General features: G+C 62.9%; 14 protein-coding genes. 11 read left to right on the top strand and 3 right to left on the bottom strand.

The genetic code is table 11. The features are described from left to right. Positions 1-462: 462 nt before the first annotated feature. From BUS06_RS12035 to BUS06_RS12025, 3 genes are all read right to left on the bottom strand, one after another. Positions 463-1,743 carry an SEL1-like repeat protein gene (locus tag BUS06_RS12035; RefSeq protein ID WP_254368825.1) on the bottom strand — a complete coding sequence of 427 codons (1,281 nt, stop codon included), beginning with the start codon at positions 1,741-1,743 and terminating at the stop codon, positions 463-465. Positions 1,744-1,935: 192 nt separating this feature from the next. Beyond that, positions 1,936-3,216, bottom strand: a complete 1,281-nt coding sequence (locus BUS06_RS12030; RefSeq protein WP_143787508.1) for an SEL1-like repeat protein — start codon at positions 3,214-3,216, stop codon at positions 1,936-1,938. Between the two features lie 3 nt (positions 3,217-3,219). Then, positions 3,220-5,226: a phospholipase D-like domain-containing protein gene (locus BUS06_RS12025; protein WP_074264458.1), complete on the bottom strand. Its 2,007-nt coding sequence runs from the start codon at positions 5,224-5,226 to the stop codon at positions 3,220-3,222. A gap of 443 nt (positions 5,227-5,669) precedes the next feature. Here BUS06_RS12025 and BUS06_RS12020 point away from each other — a divergent pair, with 443 nt between their 5' ends. From BUS06_RS12020 to BUS06_RS11970, 11 genes are all read left to right on the top strand, one after another. Beyond that, complete coding sequence (locus tag BUS06_RS12020) at positions 5,670-6,068, top strand: hypothetical protein (protein ID WP_074264457.1); 399 nt, start codon at positions 5,670-5,672, stop codon at positions 6,066-6,068. Between the two features lie 104 nt (positions 6,069-6,172). Next, positions 6,173-8,488, top strand: a complete 2,316-nt coding sequence (gene bamA, locus BUS06_RS12015) for an outer membrane protein assembly factor BamA (RefSeq protein WP_083611403.1) — start codon at positions 6,173-6,175, stop codon at positions 8,486-8,488. A 244-nt stretch (positions 8,489-8,732) separates the two neighbouring features. Beyond that, positions 8,733-9,455, top strand: a complete 723-nt coding sequence (locus tag BUS06_RS12010) for a response regulator (protein WP_074264456.1) — start codon at positions 8,733-8,735, stop codon at positions 9,453-9,455. Between the two features lie 256 nt (positions 9,456-9,711). Next, positions 9,712-11,061 carry an efflux RND transporter periplasmic adaptor subunit gene (locus tag BUS06_RS12005; RefSeq protein ID WP_083611402.1) on the top strand — a complete coding sequence of 450 codons (1,350 nt, stop codon included), beginning with the start codon at positions 9,712-9,714 and terminating at the stop codon, positions 11,059-11,061. 18 nt (positions 11,062-11,079) lie between these two features. After that, complete coding sequence (locus BUS06_RS12000) at positions 11,080-14,223, top strand: efflux RND transporter permease subunit (protein ID WP_074264455.1); 3,144 nt, start codon at positions 11,080-11,082, stop codon at positions 14,221-14,223. Continuing rightward, positions 14,220-17,564, top strand: coding sequence for an efflux RND transporter permease subunit (locus tag BUS06_RS11995; protein WP_074264454.1), 3,345 nt, complete (start codon positions 14,220-14,222; stop codon positions 17,562-17,564). The genes BUS06_RS12000 and BUS06_RS11995 overlap by 4 nt, the downstream gene beginning before the upstream one ends. Continuing rightward, on the top strand, positions 17,561-19,102 hold the full coding sequence (locus BUS06_RS11990; protein ID WP_074264453.1) for an efflux transporter outer membrane subunit: 1,542 nt from the start codon (positions 17,561-17,563) through the stop codon (positions 19,100-19,102). Before BUS06_RS11995 ends, BUS06_RS11990 begins: the two co-directional genes overlap by 4 nt. Before the next feature lie 150 nt (positions 19,103-19,252). Beyond that, positions 19,253-20,743: a S41 family peptidase gene (locus BUS06_RS11985; protein ID WP_143787506.1), complete on the top strand. Its 1,491-nt coding sequence runs from the start codon at positions 19,253-19,255 to the stop codon at positions 20,741-20,743. A gap of 260 nt (positions 20,744-21,003) precedes the next feature. Then, positions 21,004-21,750, top strand: a complete 747-nt coding sequence (locus BUS06_RS11980; RefSeq protein ID WP_074266047.1) for a glucose 1-dehydrogenase — start codon at positions 21,004-21,006, stop codon at positions 21,748-21,750. Positions 21,751-21,925: 175 nt separating this feature from the next. Then, positions 21,926-22,255 (top strand): hypothetical protein, encoded by a 330-nt coding sequence (locus tag BUS06_RS11975; protein WP_074264452.1) that lies wholly within the window; start codon positions 21,926-21,928, stop codon positions 22,253-22,255. A gap of 150 nt (positions 22,256-22,405) precedes the next feature. Further along, positions 22,406-23,851, top strand: a complete 1,446-nt coding sequence (locus BUS06_RS11970) for an NAD-dependent succinate-semialdehyde dehydrogenase (RefSeq protein ID WP_074264451.1) — start codon at positions 22,406-22,408, stop codon at positions 23,849-23,851. Positions 23,852-24,013: the final 162 nt, after the last annotated feature.

The following is a 24,013-nucleotide window of genomic DNA, read 5'->3' as shown; positions in this document are numbered from 1 at the left end:
GTTGCCTTTCCCTGATCTGTTCGTGATCCTTTAGTGTCGCCCCTGCGCGGGGCGGCACTTACTTTCGCGCGTCCGACGTCGTTGCGTGGACAGATGCATTTTCTATCCGGAAGAGACAGCAAACTCTAGCCGTCCTGCCCTGAAATGGCGGGCGACATGTGACAAGACGTCAGTCTGCAAGGATGCGATGGTCGTGCAAGCCGTGCTGCGCGTCGAACCCGCGAAATACGGCGCTGACCTGCGGATAATTCGGCTTCGTTGCCAATCTACCCTAGTGCGTTAGATCCGGATTCTGTTCAGTCGCACACGCGCGCAATGACGCCGCGATGGCAGGCTTTTTTATTTTGTCAAAGACATCCGCCATCTGCGCCTGTGCAACCAGATCGCCTTCGCGCGCAGCACGCCAGCGCAACGATTCGATCGTATTGAGCGTGCCGTCGCTATTCGCCCGGACTCACGCCTTTATGTCTCGTCGACGTATGCCTTGAGGCTCCATTCCTCATTGGTGCGGTATACGCGCATACCGAGTAGCCAGTCCAGGCCAGGAATGGGACGGGGATCCTTCAGGGCGAGTGGCGGCATCGTCTCGCCTTTCCTGAAACGGCGCGTCGCGTCGTAGCTGACCGAAGCGAATCCCCGAACACACCACACGCCGTCCTGCGGGCAGACTTCGCCGGGGCGAACAAGCGTGCCTAGCGGCACGCGGCTCTCCAGTTCCTTTTCACGCGCGGTCCTGACCCGAAGCCCTGTCGCCGGGTCGAGGCTCTTCTCACGGGCCAGCCTTTCAACCAGCGCATCGGAGGGTTTCTGCGGCGGCACGGCTGCGGCCTGTTCCTTCTCCCACTGGAACGTGCCGTCCCACGGCGGCAGCGGTGCCGGCGGCAGTGGCACGATCTGGTCGACGTCGGGGACTTTCGGGTTCAGACCTTCGTTCCTGTCGAGGAATTTACGGATCGCTCTGTAGCGACGCGAGCGTTCGGGGTCGTTTGGGACAGCCAGATAATTCAGGCGATCGTCCGGTGGAGGGCCCTTGAAGCCGTCTTCCAGAAACGACGCAGCCATGCTGTTTCCAGCCATGACGCCCTGCTGGAAAGCCCTGACTGCTTCAGCGTAGAACTTGTCTGTCTTGCGGCCAATCGCCAGGGAGGTCGCGGCCTTGCCATGTCCCTGATCCGCTGAGCACCGGTACATCTGCAGCGCAACCTCAGGTGCGGCGTCAATCGGATCCAGTTTCTCTGCGAGGTAATACTGCGCGTCCGGACTGCCCAGGTCCGCTGCCTTGCGGAAATAGCGCAACGCGGTCTCGCTGTTCTGCTTCAGCCCGTACCCGAGTTCGAGGTAATGCGCGATGTCGTAGTAGCCGCCCGGCACGCCCTGTTTCGCCAGTTGCACTGCCAGGTCCACCGTCTCTTTCGGTGCATCCGGAGAATCGGCCAGCCCCGTCGACACCAGCGCCTGAAGGTTGGTGTTGGCCTTGTAGTGATCGTGAGCCGCCGCGATCCGGTAATACCGTGCGATATCGTCGAAGTCCTTCGGGCCGTCCTGCTTCTGCAGCCAGCGGCCGTATCTGAACAGCTGGTCCGCATCGGGATCGAGCGGCGGCAGATGGTCTGCCTCGTGCACGCAGGTAAAGGCGAGATTCGCGCGCACGGCGCTGATGCTAGGTAGTGAAGCCAACGGGTTCACCTTGGTACAGGCACAGACAAGACTCGCCAGCAGGGCGACAAGAACGCCTCGTCTCATGGGTCAATCCTCGTAAGCGTGTTTGAGAGAAGTGCGCAGGAAATCCGCAAGGAACGCCGACGGGGTGGCTTACTGCCCAGGTATCTGCTGTTTCCTGAAATGATCCGGCTCCATTGCTGATACGTATCCGGCACGTCAACGCCGCCCGATAACTAAATAGCGGGCGGCGCATGTTCTCCCGGACTCACGCCTTTATGCCTCGTCGACGTATGCCTTGAGACTCCATTCCTCATTGGTACGGTATACGCGCATACCAAGCAGCCAGTCCAGGCCAGGAATGAGACGGGGATCCTTCAGGGCGAGTGGCGGCATCGTCTCGCCTTTCCTGAAACGGCGCGTCGCGTCGTAGCTGACCGAAGCAAATCCCCGGACACACCACACGCCGTCCTGCGGGCAGACTTCGCCGGGGCGAACGAGCGTGCCCAGCGGCACGCGGCTCTCCAGTTCCTTTTCATGCGCGGTCCTGACCCGAAGCCCTGTCGCCGGGTCGAGGCTCTTCTCGCGGGCCAGTTTTTCAACCAGCGCATCGGAGGGTTTCTGCGGCGGCACGGCTGCGGCCTGTTCCTTCTCCCACTGGAACGTGCCGTCCCACGGCGGTAGTTTCGCCGGCGGCAGTGGCACGATCTGGTCAATGTCGGGGACTTTCGGGTTCAGACCTTCGTTGTCGTCGAGGAATTTACCGATCACTTCATAGCGGTGCGAGCGTTCGGGATCGTTCTGAACAGCAAGGTAATACAGGCGATCATCGGGTGGGGGACCCTTGAAGCCATTTTCCAGAAACGACGCGGCCTGACTGTTTCCCGCCATGATGCCCTGCTGGAAAGCCCTGACTGCTTCAGCGTAGAACTTGTCTGTCTTGCGGCCAATCGCCAGGGAGGTTGCGGCCTTGCCATGTCCCTGATCCGCTGAGCACCGGTACATCTGCAGCGCAACCTCAGGCGCGGCGTCGATCGGGTCCAGTTTCTCCGCGAGGTAATACTGCGCGTCCGGACTGCCCAGATCCGCTGCCTTGCGGAAATAGCGCAACGCGGTCTCGCTGTTCTGCTTCAGCCCGTAGCCGAGTTCGAGGTAATGCGCGATGTCGTAGTAGCCGCCCGGCACGCCCTGTTTGACCAGCTGGATTGCCAGGTCGACCGTCTCTTCCGGTGCATTAGGCGAATCGGCCAGTCCCGTCGACACCAGCGCCTGAAGGTTGGTATTGGCCTTGTAGTGATCGTGGGCCGCCGCGATCCGGTAATACCGCGCGATATCGCTAAAGTCCTTCGGGCCGTCCTGCTTCTGCAGCCAGCGGCCGTATCTGAACAGCTGGTCCGCTGCAGGATCGAGCGGCGGCAGGTGGCCGTCCTCATGCACGCAGGTAAAGGCGAGATTCGCGCGCACGGCGCTCATGCTGGGTAGTGAAGCCAAGGGGTTCTCCTTCGTACAGGCGCAGGCAAGACTCGCCACCAGGGCGATGAGAATGCCTCGTCTCATGGGTCAATCCTCGTAAGTGCGTGTGGGCGAGGTCCGCAGGAAGCCTACGAGGGACGCCATCGGGGCCTGCTTCCTGCTCTGGTTTTTGGTGTTCTGAGAAATGATGTCGCTCCACGCCTTGTACGCTTTTGACACATCATCCTGAGCACCCCTATTGTTCGTATGCAGCGCCCACATCTGTTTGCGCAGCGCGGACGTCAGGCCGCCATGCTCATGGCAGATATTCAGTTCGCTATCCACCTCCATGCTGCGCCGGTTGACATTGGCCGAGCCGTGCGTCGTAAACACGTCGTCAACGATCATCAGCTTCTGGTGGACATAGACGTAATCCCACGCCTGACCTGCAGGCGTGTCCGGTGCGACCAGGGTACAGACCAGCACCTTCATCCCCGGCATATCCTGCGGCGGCACCAGCTCTCCCTCCTTCGTCATGCCGTCCGGGCTCACGCTCGCCACCCGCCGTTTCTCCTGCCTCGTCTGCTCCAGCTGCTGCCCGATTTCTGCCTGCCGGGTCTGGCCGCCCTGCAGGTAATTCGCAAGCCCCTGCATCTGCGAGAAACCCGCGCCCTGCATCATCGCGCGCTGGCTGGCCGCCTGTTCGTCAGCAAGCTGCTTCTCCAGCGTCTGCTCCTGCTGCGTAAGCTGGTCGTTCTTCTCCAGTGTCTCGACCCCGGGCATCCGGTCGCCATATCCGAGCGCCGCGAGCATCTGGTAGCTGCTCACCGTCCCGCGGCCGATGCCGTCGTCGTTCGAGTTCGTGACCACGAACAGATAGACCTCACCATGCTTCGCCGGGTTGCGCCCCCCCTTGATCTGCGCGTTGACGTTCTCCCGCAGCCTGTCGGCCACCGGCATATACCGGAAATACTGGTTTTCGATGTACACGAATCTCGTCGTGTTGTTCACCGCCTGCAGGTACAGCGACGCGATGTCCTTCGTGCCGTCCTTGCCGTGCTGCGACTGCGTGCGAAGGATCTGCGCCATCACCGGCGTACCGTGATCCGGGCGCAGCTTCAGCCGGCAAGCCAGCGCCGCCCGCGCCTGGGTCAGGTTCTGCCCGGTCGCGTCGTCCCACGCCTGGCAGAAATTCTCGTTCAGGTACTCGAGGACCGGACCCGTCACCTTCGCGGACATGTCCTGCCGCGGATGCAGGCCGTTGCGTCCCATTCGCGGCGCCTGCCGCAGCCAGGTGTGATCGTCCCGGTCCCAGTATTCATCCAGCGTGTTGTGCCCCATCACGAACCCGATGGCCCGCTCGGGAAGCTCGTAGTCGACAAGCACCATCTTCTGGTGATGCGAGGGCTCCGCCGTCATCGCCGCGGTGTTCCGCTCTCTCAGCGTGGGGTCGCCCGCCGGGCCGCTCATCCACGTGCGCCAGGCGATTTCGGCACGCTCCCTCAGATCGAAATCGCGCGTGGCGAATTCAATGTTTGCCAGCGGTTTTGGCGCGCCCGGCAATGCGTTCAATGCCGTGGTCACCACCGATTTCGCTGCGGGAAACGGATTGGCCCTCGCCCCGGCCGACATCCGCGTGACATTGTTCCGGTTGGCCCGCCAGTACCAGAGCTGGTCGAATTCCCGCTGGGCGCGGGTGCGCCCGTCCTGTGCAGCCCCCGCCAGCCCGACTGGCCCGTGGTTGCCCGGCATCATGTCTTCCGAGAAGGACGCCACGTGCAGTGAGTCGCTCCAGACCAGCAGCCGGATCCTGATGTGAGGTTTTTCGAGGCCCTTGTATTCGAGCAGTTCACCGATCGACGGCGAACCCGCCGCGTCGCTGCCCCGTCTGAAATACATCGACGGCTGGAAACCCCAGCACAGGATATCGATGCTGTGCTCCGCGTTCCGTATGGCGTCGAACACCGCCGCGAAGGCGGTCTCGCCATTCACGAGCGGCAGGTACGTGGCCAGCGCGGGGTTGTATTCGGTGCGCTGCACGAACCATGGGGAGGTGAGCGTTGCGCTTCGCGTGCAGGAAAGCGCGAGCGGCGTGGTAGCGCTCTGCTGTTTCATGGTCAGGCGTCCGTATCGGGGTTGAGCAGCGGGTTGCGCCTGATTCAGCAGGACTGCAAAGATCAGGAGGCCGCGACGCGAAGCTTGTTTAGCTCCTGAAGGTTTTTACCCCGCATGCCATCCCAATTCGTGCGGAAAAGTCTGCAAATCGGTCGTTGAAAGTCGAGGCGCCATTCGGCAGGCTTCGCTCTTGTCCAGCGACACCCGGAAAAGCCGTGCCCATTTCCATCTCGCGTACAAACTCTCCTGATGCAATGGGGCTTAAGTTGAGAACATTGCTGCGGGGGCACCTGCTTTCTTCTTCCCCCGTCCCCGCTAACACGCCCCCTACACCCTCATTGGTTTGCCCTCCGCCTGAAAGGAAGAATCGGTAAACCGCAAGTAACCTCGCCGCGCGGCTTCTCACATAGACTCGGCCTCCAATATTGTTTGGGAGTGCATCCATGTCACCGCCGGTAGCCCTAGCAATTCATTCCCTGCATTCCTTCGAACTGACCGGCGATGGTCAATACCTCATGCTCAAAGGCAATCAGCCCGACAGCATCGCCCTGCACTACTCCGTCATGCATGAACTGCTGGCCGCTATTTCCAATGCTATTGGCTGGTCAGCGCGCGTGCGCGAAAAGAAAGACGACGTCAAGTTCGCCATGCCCTGCGAAGCCTGGGCCGTCGGCAAAGATAAAGGCGAGTCCTCTCATCTGCTTCTCTCGTTTCGTCTCCCCGGCGGCGCCGAGCTCTCGTTTCGCATGCATCGCGCCGACGCGCGGCACATGACCGAAGTGCTTTCGCTCGTAACGGGTCTCGCCAAAGTGGACGGCGTCCGCAGTGCCCGGCTCCAGTAGCGCGGCCATATTCCTCCTTTTGTAGCAAGTTCGCGCTCGCACTTCGGCATCGGCTAATGATGTACCTGCGATCCTCCTATTGTCTGTCTCTCCTGTCAGCACGTATGAACCTTGAAACACTATCGGCCCGCCATGTAAGGGCGCTGACACTGATCGGCCTGAGCGTCACCTCCGTCTCGGCCTTCGCCGTCACGCCTTTCGTGGTGCGCGATATCCGGCTCGAAGGCCTCAAGCGGGTCGAACCGAACACCGTTTTCTCCTACCTGAGCATCAAGCAGGGCGACACGTTCACCGACGACAAGGCGTCCGCCGCGATCCGCGCGCTGTACGCAACGGGCTTCTTCAATGACGTCAGGATTTCGACCGAAGGTAACGTCGTCGTCGTGCAGGTGGAGGAACGCCCCGCCATCGGCACGATCGATTTCTCGGGCCTCCATGAATTCGACAAGGACAACCTGAACAAGGCACTAAGCTCGGTCGGCTTGTCGCTCGGCCGCTATTACGACAAGTCGCTGGTCGACCGCGCCGAGCAGGAGCTCAAGCGCCAGTACCTGACCCGCGGCTTCTATGCCGCCGAAGTCACGACCACGGTCACGCCGATCGACCGCGATCGCGTCGGCCTGCTGTTCTCGGTGATCGAAGGTCCGAGCGCGAAGATCCGCCAGGTCAACTTCATCGGCAACAAGGTGTTCAGCGACGGCACGCTGCACGACGAAATGCAGGAGTCCACGCCAAACTGGTTCTCGTGGTACTCCAAGAACGATGTGTACGCAAAAGACAAGCTGACTACCGACCTCGAAAACCTGCGCTCGTATTACCTCGACCGCGGCTACCTCGAGTTCAATATCGATTCGACCCAGGTCTCGCTGTCGCCGGACAAGAAGGACATGTACCTCACGCTCACGCTGCATGAGGGCGAGCCGTACACGATTTCGGGCATCCGTCTGTCCGGCAACCTGCTCGATCGCCAGGCAGAGCTGACGAAACTCGTCAAGATCAAACCGGGCGACCGATTTTCCGCTGCCAAGCTGAAGGCTGCCACGAAGGCCGTGGTCGACAAGCTCGGTGAATACGGTTACGCGTTCGCAACCGTGAACGCGGAGCCGCAGATCGACCAGCAACACCATACAGTCGACCTGACGCTGCAGGTGGATCCGAGCCGCCGCGTGTACGTGCGGAACATCAACATCGTGGGCAACACCCGCACGCGCGACGAAGTGATCCGCCGCGAAATGCGTCAGCTCGAAAGCTCGTGGTTCGATTCGAGCCGCCTTGCGCTGTCGAAAGACCGGATCAACCGTCTCGGCTACTTCACGGATGTCGACGTCACCACCGTGCCAGTCGAAGGCACCGCCGACGAAGTCGACATCGCCGTGAAGGTGACGGAAAAGCCGACCGGCTCCGTTACTCTCGGTCTTGGCTACGGTTCCGGCGAAGGCCCGATCATTTCGGCAGGCGTGTCGCAGGACAACGTGTTCGGTTCGGGTACGAGCCTCGCGGTGAACGTGAATACCGCGACGACGTTCCGTACGCTGACGGTCACACAGGTCGACCCATACTTCACGGTGGACGGCATCAAGCGCATTACCGACGTCTACTACCGCACTAGCGAACCGCTCTACTACTCGAACGTCACCGATACGAGTTTCCGGATCATTACGCTCGGCGCCGACCTGAAGTTCGGCGTGCCGTTCTCCGAGTCGGACATGGTCTACTTCGGCACCGGTATCGAGCAGAACCGTCTGGACGTCGATTCCACCACGCCGCAAAGCTATATCGACTACGTGAACGACTTCGGCCGCGTGTCGAACAACGTGCCGCTGACGCTTGGCTGGTCGCGCGACAATCGCGACAGCGCACTGGTGCCGAGCCGCGGCTACTTCACGCAGTTCAACGCCGAGTACGGCACGCCGATCGCCCGCACCACGTACTACAAGACCGATTTCCAGGCGCAGTATTACTACTCGTTTGCGAAAGGCTTCGTGCTGGGCCTGAACTTCCAGGGCGGTTACGGTAACGGCCTCGGCGGCGAGCCGTACCCGATCTTCAAGAACTACTACGCCGGCGGTATCGGTTCGGTGCGCGGCTATGAGCCGAGTTCGCTGGGTCCGCGCGATGCGACCACGGGCGATCCGATCGGCGGCTCGAAGCTGCTGGTCGGCAATATCGAACTGACCTTCCCGCTGCCGGGCACCGGCTACGACCGCACGCTGCGCATCTTCACGTTCTTCGACGGCGGCAACGTCTGGGGCACCGAAGGCAACAGCACCGGCGCCAACGGTCTGCGCTACAGCTACGGTACCGGCCTCGAATGGATTTCCCCAATCGGCCCGCTCAAGCTCGACTTCGGCTTGCCGCTCATCAAGCACGCCGGCGACCAGTACCAGAAGTTCCAGTTCCAGATCGGCACGTCGTTCTGACGTCCACGCTGTTGCACGATGGATCGCGTGTCTTCGATGCGCGATCCATGGCAATCCTGCCATTTCCACATTTCCGACAAATTGCCTTCATCACATTACATTTGTGCAATGTGAGGACTGCTGCCCTTACGAACAGCCTTTACTATTACGGCCTTTTACACAGCGCCTTCTTCGTAACTCCTCGCAATGTCTTTGTAGGCCGCAGGGCGCGGCAAGCGGGCCTCGGCACATTAAACTCCTGCGCATGGCTATTCAAATTCTGGTTGTCGACGATGACGCCGATCTGCGCGACCTGTTGCGCATCTATCTGGGCGAAGTAGGCTTCGAGGTCTCTGTGCTGCACGACGCGAGTTCGCTCGAGCGTCGGCTCGAACGCGAACGTCCCGATCTGATCGTCCTCGACCTGATGATGTCGGACATTGATGGCCTGACCGCGCTGCGCAAGCTGCGCGCCACCGGAGACGACATTCCGGTCATCATCCTGACGGCGAAGGCCGACCCTGCGGATAGAATCAAAGGCCTCGAACTGGGCGCGGACGATTTTCTCGCCAAGCCGTTCAATCCGCGCGAGTTGCTGGCCCGCGTGCAGGCTGTGCTGCGGCGCCGCACGCAGCCCTCGGCAGCGGCGCCCGAACTGCGCGAGCCGTTTGCCTTCGGCACCTTTACGCTCGACTTTCAGTCGCGCACGCTGATGCAACGTGGCCGCCCGCTGATGCTGGCGGATAGTGTGTTCGCGTTATTGCGCGTGTTCGTCGACAATCCGATGCATGCGCTGACCCGCGAACGCCTGATCGAGTTGCTGCACGGCCCGGAATACGACGGCACCGATCGCGGCATCGATGTGCAGGTGTGGCGCCTGCGCCGCATCCTCGAAGCCGATCCCTCCGCGCCGCGCTTCATTCAGACGGTGCGCGGCCGCGGTTATCTGTTCGTGCCCGAAGGCACGCCGCAGCCAGGGTCTTCATGAGCTGGGACTTTTCGCCGGCTTTTGCTGCCGCCTTCATCAAACAGAAAGAAAGGGATCGTTGGATGGTGACAACGCGCAGTAAACGTGGCACTTTTCCGCAGTTGTGGGAAATCTCTCTTTTTCACCTTGGCCTGCGGCCGCTAACCGGACAATTGAACCGGTTGCGGAAACGGGTACGAGTAGTTCTTTCCGGCCTCGCCCGCGTTGGCCGGGCCAGCCCCATCATCAAACGCAACACCCGTTTCCGGAGATTGATATGAGCGAAGCCGTGTCCACGCAGCCCAAGCGCTCGCGCGTCAGGTTAATCCTGTTCGTGGTCGTAGTGCTGGCGCTGGTCGCGCTCGTGGTTGTGCACATCCTCGGGCAGAAGAAACCCGCCCGAGGCGCCGCCCCGCAAGTGGTGACCGTTGCAACCGCCACCCTCGGCTCGATGCCCGTGACCTTGAGCGAACTGGGCACCGTAACGCCTACCGCAACCGTGACCGTGCTGCCGCAACTGAGCGGCTATCTGACGGAGGTGGGCTATCAGGAAGGCCAGGACGTCAAGAAAGGCCAGTTCCTCGCCCAGATCGATCCGCGTCAGTATGAGATCGACCTGCAGCAGGCTCAGGCGGCGCTCGCGAAGGACAAGGCCTCGCTCGCCCAGGCCCGCTCCGATCTCGCGCGCTTTGAACAGTTGAACGAGCACAAGTCGATCGCCGAGCAGACCTTCGTCGACCAGCAGTTCCTCGTCCAGCAGGATGAGGCCACGGTCAAATCGGATCTGGCGAACATCGCACAATTCGAGCTCGACCTCGCGTACTGCCGTATCACCGCGCCGGTATCCGGACGCGTCGGCCTGCGTCTCGTCGATCCGGGCAACTACGTCACGGCTTCGTCCTCGCCGGGCATCGTGGTCATCACGACGATGAAGCCCACCACAGTGCAGTTCACCGTGCCGCAGGACTCGCTCGCCGCGGTGCTGCAACGCATGGGCACCGGCGCCAGCCTGCCGGTCACCGCCTTCAGCAGCGACAACTCGAAGCAGATCGCGGTCGGCACGCTGTACGCGGCGAGCAACCAGATGGCGACGGCTACCGGAACGGTCACGTTGCGGGCTACCTTCGCCAACGACGACGAAGCGCTGTTCCCGAACGAGTTCGTGAACGTCAAGCTGCTGGTCGATACGATGCAGAACGCCGTACTGGTGCCGACGCCGGCCGTGCAGACCGGCGCGCCTGGCGACTACGTGTATCTCGTGAATGCCAACAACACCGTCTCCGTGCATAAGGTCACGCTCGGACCGAGCGACGGCAAGAACACGGTCATCACGGCGGGGCTGTCGGCCGGCAACATCGTCGTGACGGACGGTACCGACCGGCTGAGCGACGGCGCGCCGATCAAGGCTGCGCCTGCGAGGGCCGCCTCGGGTAGCGCGGCTTCGGGTAGCGCGGCTTCGGGTGCCGCAGCTTCGGGCGCCGCAGCTTCGGATTCGGCAACGGCATCAGACACGGACGCAGACTCGGCCGCGCCAGCGGCTGCCGCGAGCGGCGCGCACGGCCATCACAAGCACGGCCAGGGCGGTGCCTCGGGGGCGAGCGCCGCCTCCGCCGACGCAGCTTCGTAGACGCGGATCCACTCGCCGATGAATATCTCCCGTCTGTTTATTCTTAGACCCGTAGCCACGCTGCTGCTGATGATCGCCATGGTGCTGGTCGGCCTCGTCGCGGTACGCGTGCTGCCGGTCTCTTCGCTGCCTAACGTCGACTATCCGACCATCCAGGTGCAGACCTTCTATCCGGGCGCGAGTCCGGACGTGATGGCCACCACGGTGACCGCGCCACTCGAGGTGCAACTGGGCGAGATTCCCGGCCTGCAGCAGATGACCTCGTACAGTTCGGACGGCGCCTCGGTCATCACGCTGCAGTTCGACCTGTCGCTGAACCTGGACGTCGCCGAGCAGAACGTCCAGCAGGCCATCAACGCGGCCAACAGCTTCCTGCCAAGCGGCCTGCCCGCGCCGCCGACCTACGCCAAGGTCAATCCGGCCGACCAGCCGATCCTGACGCTCGCGGTCACCTCCAGTTCGATGTCGCTGACGCAACTCGAGGACGCCGCCAACAACCGCCTCGGCACCAAGATTTCGGAAGTCTCGGGCGTGGGTGTCGTGACGACCAGCGGCGGCAACGTGCCGGCCATCCGGGTCGAAGCCGACCCGCAGAAGCTGGCCGCTTACGGCCTGAATATCGACGATCTGCGTACCCTCCTCAGCTACGTCAACGTCAGCCAGCCGAAGGGTAATTTCGACGGTCCGGACCTCGACTACACGATCAACGGCAACGACCAGATCTCCGATCCGAAGGACTACCTGAACACGGTAATCGCCTACCAGAACGGCGCGCCGGTGTTCATGCGCGACGTCGCCCGTGTAACCTCGGCCGCCCAGGACGTCGAGCGCGGCGCCTGGTACAACGGGACGCCCGCGATCGTGCTGAACGTGCAGCGCCAGCCGGGCGCCAACGTGATCGCCACCGTCAACCAGATCATGAAGGAGTTGCCGCAGCTCGAATCGACGCTGCCGGCGGGCATGAAGGTCACAGTCGTTTCGGACAGCACGGGCGTGATCCGCTCGTCGGTCTCCGACGCCGCAATCGAACTGATACTCGCCATCGTGCTGGTGGTGGCGGTGATTTTCGTGTTCCTGCGCAACGTGCCGGCCACGCTCATCCCGAGCGTGTCGGTACCGGTTTCGCTGATCGGCACGCTGGCCGTGATGTACCAGCTGAACTACTCGATCGACAATCTCTCGCTGATGGCGCTGATTATTGCCACCGGCTTCGTGGTCGACGATTCGATCGTGATGATCGAGAACATCGTGCGCTATCTCGAGGAGGGTAAAACCCCGCTCGAGGCCGCGCTCGAAGGCGCCGGGCAGATCGGTTTCACGATTCTCTCGCTGACCATCTCGCTGATCGCCGTGCTGATTCCGCTGCTCTTCATGGGCGGCGTGATCGGGCGCCTCTTCAGCGAATTCGCGGTCACGCTCGCGGTCACCATCGTGCTGTCGGCCGTGGTCTCGCTGACAGTCGTGCCGATGCTGTGCGCGCGGCTCTTGCGCGCCCAGGCCGAACGCCATCCGAGCCGCTTCGAGCGGATCAGCGAAGGCCTCTTCGACAAGACGCTCTCTGCCTACGACAAGGGCCTGCGCTGGGTGCTCGATCACCAGTTGCTCACGCTGGTGGTGTTCGTCCTCACCCTCGTGCTGACCGCCGTGCTGTACATCGTGATTCCGAAGGGCCTGTTCCCGGTGCAGGACGTTGGCGTCATCGAGGGCATCAGCGTGGCCGACAACTCGGTGTCCTACAAGGCGATGGTGACGCGCCAGCGCGCGCTCGCCGATCAGCTCCTGAAGGATCCCGACGTGGTCTCCCTCACCTCGTATGTGGGAATCGACGGCACCAACTCCACGCTCAACAACGGTCGCTTCCTGATCAATCTGCGCGACCACGACAAGCGCTCGGACACCGCGCAGGAGATCGCGCGGCGCCTGCAGACGGAAGTCGCCAATGTGCCCGGCATCAAGCTATTTATGCAGCCGGAACAGGATCTGACGCTCGACACGACGGTCTCGCCGAACCAGTACAGCTTCGTGCTGCGTGGACCGAGCCAGCAGGCATTCCAGAAGTACGTGCCTGAACTGATTGCGCGCCTGCAGAAGATTCCGTCGCTCGCCGATGTGCAAAGCGATATGAACACCGACGGCATGAGCGTGAACGTCGAAGTCAACCGGCAACTGGCCGCGCGTTTCGGCATCACGCCGGCGACCATCGACAACGCGCTCTACGACGCGCTGGGTCAACGGATCGTCTCGACCATCTTCCAGCAGTCGGACCAGTACCGCGTGATCCTCGTCGCCAAACCGGAATCGCTGCCTAACGTGGGGTCGCTGGGTAACCTGTACCTGCCGAGCCAGACCAGCAGCAGCGGCCAGGTGCCGTTGTCGGCCATCGCGAAGATCCAGATCGTCAAGTCGCCGCTCGTGATCAGCCATCTGGCGCAGTTCCCGTCCGTCACCATCTCGTTCAACCTCGCGAAGGACGCGTCGTTGAGCACGGCGGTGAAACAGATCCACGAGGCCGAACAGGCGGTCAATCTGCCGCCGTCGATCACCTCGTCGCTGCAGGGCGCGGCGCAGGCGTTCCAGGATTCGCTCTCGAGCGAGGTGTACCTGCTGATCGCCGCGCTGGTGGCCGTGTATATCGTGCTGGGCGTGCTGTACGAGAGCTTCATCCATCCGGTGACGATTCTCTCCACCCTGCCCTCGGCCGGGATCGGTGCGCTGCTCGCCCTGATGATCGCCGGCAGCGATCTCGATGTGATCGGCATCATCGGGATCGTGCTGCTGATCGGTATCGTCAAGAAGAACGCCATCATGATGGTGGACTTCGCACTCGATGCCGAGCGCAACCACGGCAAGCCGCCGCGCGAGGCGATCTTCCAGGCGTCGCTGCTGCGCTTCCGGCCGATCCTGATGACGACGCTCGCCGCCATGCTCGGTGCGCTGCCGATGCTGCTCGGCACCGGCACGGGTTCGGAGCTGCGCCGGCCGCTGGGTCTGGCAATTATCGGCGGCCTCGCCTTGAGCCAGATTCTCACGCTCTTCACCACGCCGGTCATCTATCTGTTCTTCGACCGCATGGCCGAACGCACGCGGCGCTGGCGCAACCGCAACAAGCCGCAAGGTCCAGCTGAAGGTGCGCCTGCAGGTACGGCGGAGGACACGCCTTGAACATCTCGGCGTTATTCATCCAGCGGCCGGTCGCGACCACGCTTCTGGCCATCGCGATCCTGATCGCGGGGGCGCTCGCCTATTTCCGGCTACCGGTCGCGCCGCTGCCGAACATCGCCTTCCCGGTGATCGTGGTACAGGCGCAGATGGCAGGCGCGAGCCCGGAAAACATGGCCTCGACGGTGGCCGAACCGCTCGAGCGGCGGCTGGGCACGATTGCCGACGTCGAAGAGCTGACTTCGATCAGCTATGTCGGCTCGTCGATGATCGTGGTCGAGTTCGGCCTGAACCGCGACATCAACGGTGCGGCGCGCGACGTCGAAGCGGCCATCCAGGCGGCGCGTGCCGACCTGCCTACTACGCTGCGCAGCAATCCGACCTATCGCCAGTACAACCCGGCGGATTCGCCGATCATGGTGCTCGCGCTGACCTCGAACACGCTCACCAAGGCACAGCTTTACGACTCCGCGGATTCGGTGATCCAGCAGCAGCTCTCGCAGGTCAGCGGCGTGGGTCAGATCACGCTGGGCGGCGGTGCGTTGCCATCGGTGCGGGTCGAGTTGCAGCCGGGCAAGCTGAATAGCTACGGCATCGGCCTCGAAGACGTGCGCGCGGCGATTTCCGCGGCGAACGCCGATAGCGCCAAGGGCCACCTCGACGAGGGCGACCAGCGTTACGTCGTGTTGTCCAACGACCAGATTACGAAGGCGGCGCCCTACCGGGACCTTGTCGTCGCCTACCGCAACGGCTCGCCAGTGCTGCTGCGCGACGTCGCCCAGGTGAGGGACTCCAACGAAAATATCCGCAACGCCGGGCTCTACAACGGCAAGTCGGCGGTGCTGGTGATCGTTTATCCGATGCCGGGCAGCAACATCGTCAGTACCGTCGCGCAGATCCGCAACGTCCTGCCCTCGATCGAGGCGACGCTGCCGCACAGCGTCCATGTACAGGTCGCCGTCGACCGTTCGGAGTCCGTCCGGTCCTCGGTGGCCGATACGGAGCGCACGCTGTTTATCGCCGTGCTGCTGGTGGTCGGCGTGGTGTTCATCTTCCTGCAGTCGCCGCGCGCCACGCTGGTGCCGGCGGTGGCGCTGCCGCTGTCGATCGTCGGCACCTTCGGGCCGATGTACCTGCTCGGCTACAGCATCGATAACCTGTCGCTGATGGCGCTCACCATCGGCACCGGCTTCGTGGTCGACGATGCGGTGGTGGTGCTGGAAAACATCACGCGCCACCTCGAAATGGGCCTGAGTCCGAAAGAAGCCGCGCTGAAAGGCAGCGGCGAAGTAGGCTTCACCGTGATCTCGATGAGCCTCTCGCTGATCGCGGTGTTCCTGCCGATCCTGCTGATGCCGGGCATCGTCGGCCTGTTGTTCCACGAGTTCGCGGTGACGCTGTCGATCGCGATCCTGATCTCGCTCGTGATCTCGCTGACGGTCACGCCGGCCATGTGTGCATACGTGCTGAGCCGCAACAACGCCGGCCATTCGCGCGCGCGCTGGGCCGTCTGGATCGAGCGGCAATTCGACCGCTTCAAAAATGCCTACTCGCGTTCGCTCACGGCTGCGCTGGACCACGCACTGCTGGTCATCCTGTTGCTGATCGGCCTGCTCGTGGCTAACGTGTTCCTGCTCAAGCTGCTGCCAGGCACCTTCTTCCCCGAACAGGACACGGGCATTCTGATCGGGCAGATCATCGCCGACCAGAGCATCTCGTTCTCGGCAATGGAGAAGAAGCTTGCCCAGTTGCAGGAGATCGTGCAGAAGGACCCGGCGGTGCAGTCGGTGGCCGGCTTTACCGGCGGCCGTGCGCTGAACACCGCTAACGTGTTCGTCGAGCTCAAGCCGTTAGCGCAGCGCCATGCGACCGCCACCGAGGTGGTCAACCGCCTGCGGCCCAAGCTGAACGCGGTCTCGGGCGCGCGTCTCTTCATGCAGGCCCAGCAGGATCTGCGGATCGGCGGACGGCAGTCGGCCGCGGAATACCAGTACACGCTGACGAGCGAAGACTCCACCGCGCTGTTCGCCTGGACCCCCAAGCTCGTGACCGCACTCAGCAAGATGCGCGGCGAAGTGCTCGACGTGAACTCGGACCTGCAGCAAAACGGCCTGCAGACCTACATCAATTTCAACCGCCCCACGGCGTCGCGTTACGGTTTTGCGCCGAACCAGATCGACAATGTGCTGTATGACGCGTTTGGCCAACGAACCGTCTCGACCATCTACAACGCGCTCAATCAGTACTTCGTGGTGATGGAGGTGGCGCCGGAGTACTGGCAATATCCGCAGACGCTCAACCAGATTTACCTGAGCACGGCCGCGGGTAATGCGACCGGCACCGCGCAAACGCAAATGCCGGGCGGCACCGTCACGGGTGTGACGCAAGCAAGCGCGATCAGCTCCGCGTCGAGCACGTCGAGCACCAACTCGCTGAACTCGAACGCTGAGGCCAACGCGACCACCAACAGCATCTCGAACAGCAAGGGCGGCAGTTCGAGCGGCAGCGCGGACAGCACCGCGGCCGAAACGATGGTGCCGCTGCCCACCATGGTGACCTCCGTCAACAACCATACGTCGACCCAGGTGAACCATCAGAGCGGGCTGGTAGCAGCAACGATCTCGTTCAACCTGCCGCCCGACGGGTCGTTGAGCACGGCGCAGAAGGCGATCGACGAGGCGTCGCGCGAGATCGGCATGCCGGCCAGCATCCACGGTGCATTCGCGGGCGCCGCGCAGGCGTACGCGCAATCGACGGGCACCATCCCGTTGCTGATCGTGGCGGCGCTCGGCGTGGTCTACATCGTGCTCGGTGTGCTCTACGAGAGTTCGATTCACCCGCTCACGATTCTCTCGACATTGCCCTCGGCCGGCATCGGCGCCACGCTCGCGTTGCTGATCTTCGGCACGCCGTTCTCGGTGATCGCGCTGATCGGCATCATCCTGCTGATCGGTATCGTCAAGAAAAACGGCATCATGATGGTGGACGTGGCGATCCAGTTGCAGCGCAAGGAAGGCATGACGGCCAAGGACGCGATTCACGATGCCGCAGTCGTGCGTCTGCGGCCGATCATGATGACCACCTTCGCCGCGGTGCTCGGCGCGGTGCCGCTCGCGATCGGCATCGGCCAGGGCGCGTCGCTGCGCCAACCGCTCGGTATCACGGTGATGGGCGGCCTGATCCTGAGCCAGGTATTTACGCTTTACACGACGCCGGTGATTTACCTGTACCTGGACCGCTTGCGCTCCAGACTGGTCAGGTGGTCTTCCGGACTGCCGTGGAACCGCCAGGCTGAACAGATGGGACCGCCGCGGCAATCGGGGCAAACGGATACGAAGGCATGAAGATGAAGATTTCCTGTAAACCGATCGCCGCTGCGGCGGCCCTGCTGCTTGGCGGCTGCATGGTGGGCCCGGACTATCACCGGCCGCAGGTCAACGTGCCCGCCACCTACAGCGAGCTGCCGGGCTGGACGCAAGCCCAGCCGGCCGACGCCGACGCCCCGAAGGGCGCGTGGTGGACGGGCTTTAACGACCCGCTGCTCAACGAGCTCGAACCGCAGGTCGCGGTCTCCAACCAGACCGTGGCCCAGGACTATGCGAATTATCAGGAGGCGCTGGCCGAAGTGAAGGTGGCGCGCTCGGCGCTTTTCCCGACCATCGGCGTGACCGGGTCGGGCACCCGGCAGCGTGCCTCCGCCGGTTCGACGAGTTCGAGCTTCACCCGCAGTGTGGGCAGCGGCGCGCAGATCGTGAATTCGGGTTCGCTCGAAGGCAACGTGAGCTGGGACCTTGACCTGTGGGGCTCGGTGCGCCGCACGATCGAAGAGAACTCCGCGACCGCCCAGGCGAGCGAGGCGACGCTCGCCAACGCCACGTTGTCCGAGCAGATTGCGCTCGCCACCGCGGTGATCGATCTGCGCACCAGCGATGCCAATATCGATCTGCTGCAAGCCACCGTCAAAGCCTATGAGCACTTTCTGGAAGTGGTCTCCAATCAGGACAAATACGGCACGGTCGCCCCTTCCGATGTCGTGACCGCGCGCACGCAGCTCGAAAACGCCCGCGCGAGCCTGATTGCGCTCGGCATCGCACGAGCCCAGAACGCGCACGCGATCGCCGTGCTGGTCGGCAAGAATCCGGAAGAGCTGAACATCCCGCACAGCGCCGCAATGCCCACCTTGCCGACGGTTCCGGTCGGCGTCCCTTCGACGATCCTGCAGCGCCGGCCCGATATTGCGACCGCTGAACGCCAGATGGCCGCCGAAAATGCCACGATCGGGATAGCGGTCGCCGCGTACTACCCGACGGTGTCGCTGTCGGCGCTGGACGGCTTTACGCAGTCGCCGCTCGGCGGCTTGTTGCACGTCGCCAATTACGTCTGGTCGCTCGGCGGCAGCGCCACCGAAACGATTTTCGACGGCGGCGAGCGTAGCGGTGAAGTGGCGGCGGCGAAGGCTAACTACCAGGCGGCCGTGGCCAACTACCGCGGCACGGTGCTGACTGCATTCGAAGACGTGGAGAACGATCTGTCCGGCTTGCGGATCCTCGCGGAACAGGCCGACGCGCTGGATACTGCCGTGCGCGACGCGACCCACGGTACGGAGATCGCCTTCAACGAATACCAGGCGGGCACGGTGGATTACACGACGGTGGCCACCGCTCAGGCGACCCAGTTGGCTGACCAGCAAACCGCACTGAGCGTGCAGCAGTCGCGTCTGCTCGACGCGGCTTCGCTGATTGGCGATCTCGGTGGCGGCTGGTCGGATAGCCAGTTGCACGATCCGCGCAATCCGGACAAGCTGCAGGCTCAGCCGGCTGCCGCATCGGCGGCATCGGCGCCGGCCGCGCAGACCAGTAGTGCCACCGGCCAGGGGGCTTAACCCGCTGTGCAATGAAGCGTTTTCAATGAAAGATGGCGCCGCGGTCATATTCAAAAATATGCCGCGGCTGCCACGCCTGGCATCGTGATTGCGGAAGCGAAATGACTGCGCTAATGTGTGATGAGCCATCACGCACATCGAGCCGCCATCATGCAGAAATTGTCCTGTGTCTTAGCCCTGAATCTGACATTCGGCACGCTGGCGATGCTGCCGTTGTCCACGTTCGCAGCGCAGCCGCCATCGGCGCCGCTGCCGCTCGATCAGCTCAGACTCTTTGCCGAAGTATTCGGGCAGATCAAGCAGGAATACGTCGAACCGGTCGACGACGACAAGCTCCTGACCGCTGCGATCAAAGGCATGGTGTCGAGCCTCGATCCGCACTCGGCGTATCTCGACAAGACCGACTTCCGCGACCTGCAGGAACAGATCACGGGACGCTTTGCCGGCATCGGCATTGAAAGCGGTGCGGAAGACGGGCTCATCAAGGTCATCTCGCCGATCGAGGACACGCCCGCGTTTCGGGCCGGCATTCGCCCGGGCGACCTGATCACCAACATCGACGACAAGCCGGTCAGCGGCATGACGCCCGATCAGGCCGCGGCACTGATGCGCGGCACGCCAGGCACCAAGGTCACGCTCACGCTCTACCGCAAGAGCGAAGACCGTACATTCCCGCTCACGATTACGCGCGCGATCATCAATCTGCAAAGCGTGAAATCGGGAACGCCGGCGCCCGGCTACGCTTACGTGCGCATTACGAGCTTCCAGGAGCGCACGACCCCCGACCTCGCGGTGAAGCTCGCCGAGATCGCCCGGCAACAACCGAATCTGAAAGGCCTCGTACTCGACCTGCGCAACAACGGTGGTGGGCTCGTGCAAAGCGCGGTCGGTGTAGCGGGTGCCTTTCTGCCACGCGATTCCGTGGTGGTGACGACCAACGGCCAGGTCGAGTATTCGAAGCAGGCTTATCGCGACAGCTACACGTATTACCGCCTGCCGTCCTTTGTGAGCGACCCGCTGCAAAACGAGCCGGCGATCTTCAAGACCGTGCCGATGATCGTGCTGACCAACGCGTACACGGCGTCGGCATCGGAGATCGTGGCGGGCGCGTTGCAGGATGCGCATCGCGCGCTGATTATCGGCAAGACCACTTTCGGCAAGGGCTCTGTGCAAACCTCCGTGCCCCTGACCCAGGACACGGCCTTGCGTCTCACAACGGCTTATTACTACACGCCGAGCGGCCGCTCGATCCAGGACATCGGCATCCGTCCTGACGTGGCCGTCGACCAGTTCGCGGATGGCGATCCCGACGATGCACTCGTGACACGCGAAGCCGATTATCCGAATCATCTGGCCAATATTCAGGACCCGAACGAGAAGAAGGAACTCGAAGCGCGCGCACAGGACCGTCAGGAAGAAGTGCAGATGCTCGAAGAAAAGAGTGACAAGGAAACGCCGGAGCAACGCCAGCACGACCGCGATCGCGCGCCGGTGGAGTTCGGCTCGAGCGGCGACTTCATGCTGCAGCAGGCGCTCAATAAACTGCAGGGCAAACCGGTGCAGGAATCGAAGGCGCTGCTCGAGCGCCGCCTCGCGCAAACCGATACGCCGGCTTCGGCGGCACAACCGGCCGAGCATTGATGCTTCGCGCGCGGTTTGGCCCCGCACGGGGTCGGCCGGACGAATTTCTGGGCGGATTTCCTTGCAAGTTCCCCGGCAAGTTGCAGGGCAAACTCCCACCACACCGCCCATTGTTCGCCCCATCCGTCAAATGAATTCGCCGCGAGCCCGATGATCCCGGGCCGGCGATCCACTACATTGCCTCCAGTCCCATCCTGTTCGCACCCGCGGGAATCGTCCCGCCCGGGCGCGGTTACATGGACCTCTCAAAGGAAGCAATCGTGGCCAAACTCACAGGCAAAGTAGCCGTCGTAACCGGTGCATCGAAAGGTATCGGCGCCGCCATCGCCCAGGCGCTCGCGGCAGAAGGCGCCTCGGTCGTCGTCAACTATGCATCGAGCCAGGCGGGTGCCGACAAGGTCGTCGCCGCGATCACGCAAGCCGGCGGCAAGGCAGTCGCTGTGCGTGGCGACGTCTCGAAGGCAGCGGATGCTCAAGGCATCGTCGATGCAGCCATCGAAACGTATGGACGCCTCGACGTCCTCGTCAACAACTCGGGCGTTTATGATTTCGCACCGGTCGAACAGATCACGGAAGAGCACTTCGACAAGCACTTCAATGTCAACGTGCGCGGGCTGCTGCTGATCACCCAGGCGGCCTCGAAGCATCTCGGCGAAGGTGCCAGCATCGTCAACGTCGGCTCGGTCGTCAGCCGCATCACGCCGCCGGGCAGCGTCGTGTACACGGCCACCAAGGGCGCCGTCGATGCGATCACGGGCGTGCTGGCTCGCGAACTGGGGCCGCGCAAGATTCGCGTCAATTCGGTGAATCCGGGCATGGTGGAAACCGAGGGCACGAAAGACGGCGGCATCATCGCATCCGAAATGGCAACCGCGGTCGTGGCGCAAACGCCGCTCGGGCGTATCGGTCAGCCGGAGGATATCGCGCGGGTGGCCGTGTTCCTGGCGTCGGATGACGCTGGGTGGATCACGGGCGAGACGCTGGTAGCCAGCGGCGGACTGCGCTAAGGCCGTACGGCTCCATCCGAGGCGCCGGCAGTGGCGTGGCAAGCCCATTTGCCGGTCTGAATGCCGCCGCCGCTCACTTCTCGGTAAACTACGTCCTTTTGTTTTGCGGTTCCCCGCTCGCCGATACCCTCGGCCGCGCTGCGGGCCGCCACGTATCGGACAACAGGACGTAGCGATGAAGCGAGCAGTGTTAACGGCGGCGCTGGCAATGTGCCTCGCGCAACCAGCCGCGCAGGCGGTTGCGCAAACAGTGAACGATCAATGTTTTGCCATCGGCGATATTGCCGGGCAAGTCGCCTCGTGGCGCATGCACAAGAAAACGAAAACGCAGGCGCTCGACCAGGCGGCCAAGTATTACCAGGGCAAGGCCGACCAGCAGGCGCTCAACGCCATCATCGAGCGCATCTACGGCCCGGAGGGCCAGTCCATGACGCCCGACCAGGCCAGCATGGTTTTCACGGCCGAATGCGCCAACCATCAGAAAGCCCCATCCGCCAAAGAATAAGCGCCATACCCCTGTCCGATACCGGCCGGCGCTTACCCGCGCCGCCTGTGAGGCTACCCACAATCGGCTAAGATAAGCTTATCTGCAGTCCATCCTCGGCCGCCAGCCTGTTGTCGCGGCCGCTTGCCCCACCCATCAGAGGAACCCAGCATGGCTACATCGAGCTATACCGACACCCGACTCCTGATCAACAACGAGTGGTGCGACGCCGCGAGCGGCAAGACTATCGAAGTCATCAATCCCGCCACCGGCAAGCCGATCGGCAAGGTTGCGCACGCTGGCATCGCCGATCTGGACCGGGCGCTGGAGGCCGCGCAAAAAGGCTTCGCGGCCTGGCGCAAGATTCCCGCCAACGAGCGCGCCAACACCATGCGCAAGGCCGCGGCACTGGTGCGCGAACGCGCTTCGGACATCGCACGCCTGATGACGCAGGAGCAAGGCAAGCCGTTCGCCGAAGCCCGCATCGAAATGCTGTCCGCAGCCGACATCATCGAATGGTTCGCCGATGAAGGCCGCCGCATCTACGGCCGCGTCGTGCCGCCGCGCAATCTGGCGGCCCAGCAACTGGTCCTGAAGGAACCGATCGGCCCGGTAGCGGCTTTCACGCCGTGGAATTTCCCGGTCAATCAGGTCGTGCGCAAGCTGAGCGCCGCCCTGACGAGCGGTTGCTCGTTCCTCGTCAAGGCGCCGGAAGAAACCCCGGCATCGCCAGCCGCGCTGCTGCAGGCGTTCGTCGAAGCCGGCGTGCCTCCGGGCACCGTGGGTCTCGTGTTCGGCGACCCGGCCGAGATTTCCAGCTACCTGATTCCGCATCCGGTGATCCGCAAGGTCACGTTCACGGGTTCGACGCCGGTCGGCAAGCAGCTGGCCGCCCTCGCTGGGCAGCACATGAAGCGCGCCACCATGGAACTGGGCGGTCATGCACCGGTCATCATCGCGGCAGACGCGGACGTCGAACTGGCGGTCAAGGCAGCCGGCGCGGCGAAGTTCCGCAACGCGGGTCAGGTCTGCATCTCGCCGACGCGTTTCCTCGTGCACAACAGCATCCGCGAACAGTTCGAGCAGGCGCTCATCAAGCACGCCGAAAGCCTGAAGCTCGGTGACGGTCTGGTCGAAGGCACGACGCTCGGCCCGCTTGCCAACTCGCGCCGCCTCACGGCCATGGCCAAGGTGCTCGACAACGCCCGCGCTACCGGCGCAACGGTCGCTACTGGCGGCGAGCGCGTCGGCTCGGAAGGCAACTTCTTTGCGCCGACGGTGCTGACCAACGTTTCGCTAGAAGCCGATGTGTTCAATAACGAGCCGTTCGGCCCGGTCGCGGCGATTCGCGGCTTCGATTCGCTCGAAGACACCATTGCCGAAGCCAACCGCCTGCCGTACGGTCTGGCTGGCTACGCGTTCACCAAGTCGTTCGCCAACGTGCATCTGCTGTCGCAACAGCTTGAAGTCGGCATGTTGTGGATCAACCAGCCCGCCACGCCGACGCCGGAAATGCCGTTCGGCGGCGTGAAGGATTCGGGCTACGGCTCCGAAGGCGGTCCGGAAGCCCTCGAAGCGTATCTGGTGACGAAGTCGGTCACTGTGATGTCGTCCTAAGCGACTCACGCGGCTTCAGCTTCAGCTCCGAAGAGCAACGCGAAGCACGAAGCATAAAATGAAAGTACCAGGCGGCCCCTTCGGGGCCGCTTTTTTTTGTACGACATCTATGCCTGATATTTTTGGAAAGATTAGCTGGAGAAGACACAACTAAAGATATCC

Origin of the sequence: Paraburkholderia phenazinium (assembly GCF_900141745.1) — a bacterium.
In the GTDB taxonomy this organism is placed as follows: domain Bacteria; phylum Pseudomonadota; class Gammaproteobacteria; order Burkholderiales; family Burkholderiaceae; genus Paraburkholderia; species Paraburkholderia phenazinium_B.
This window is presented reverse-complemented; position numbering and strand designations above follow the sequence as displayed.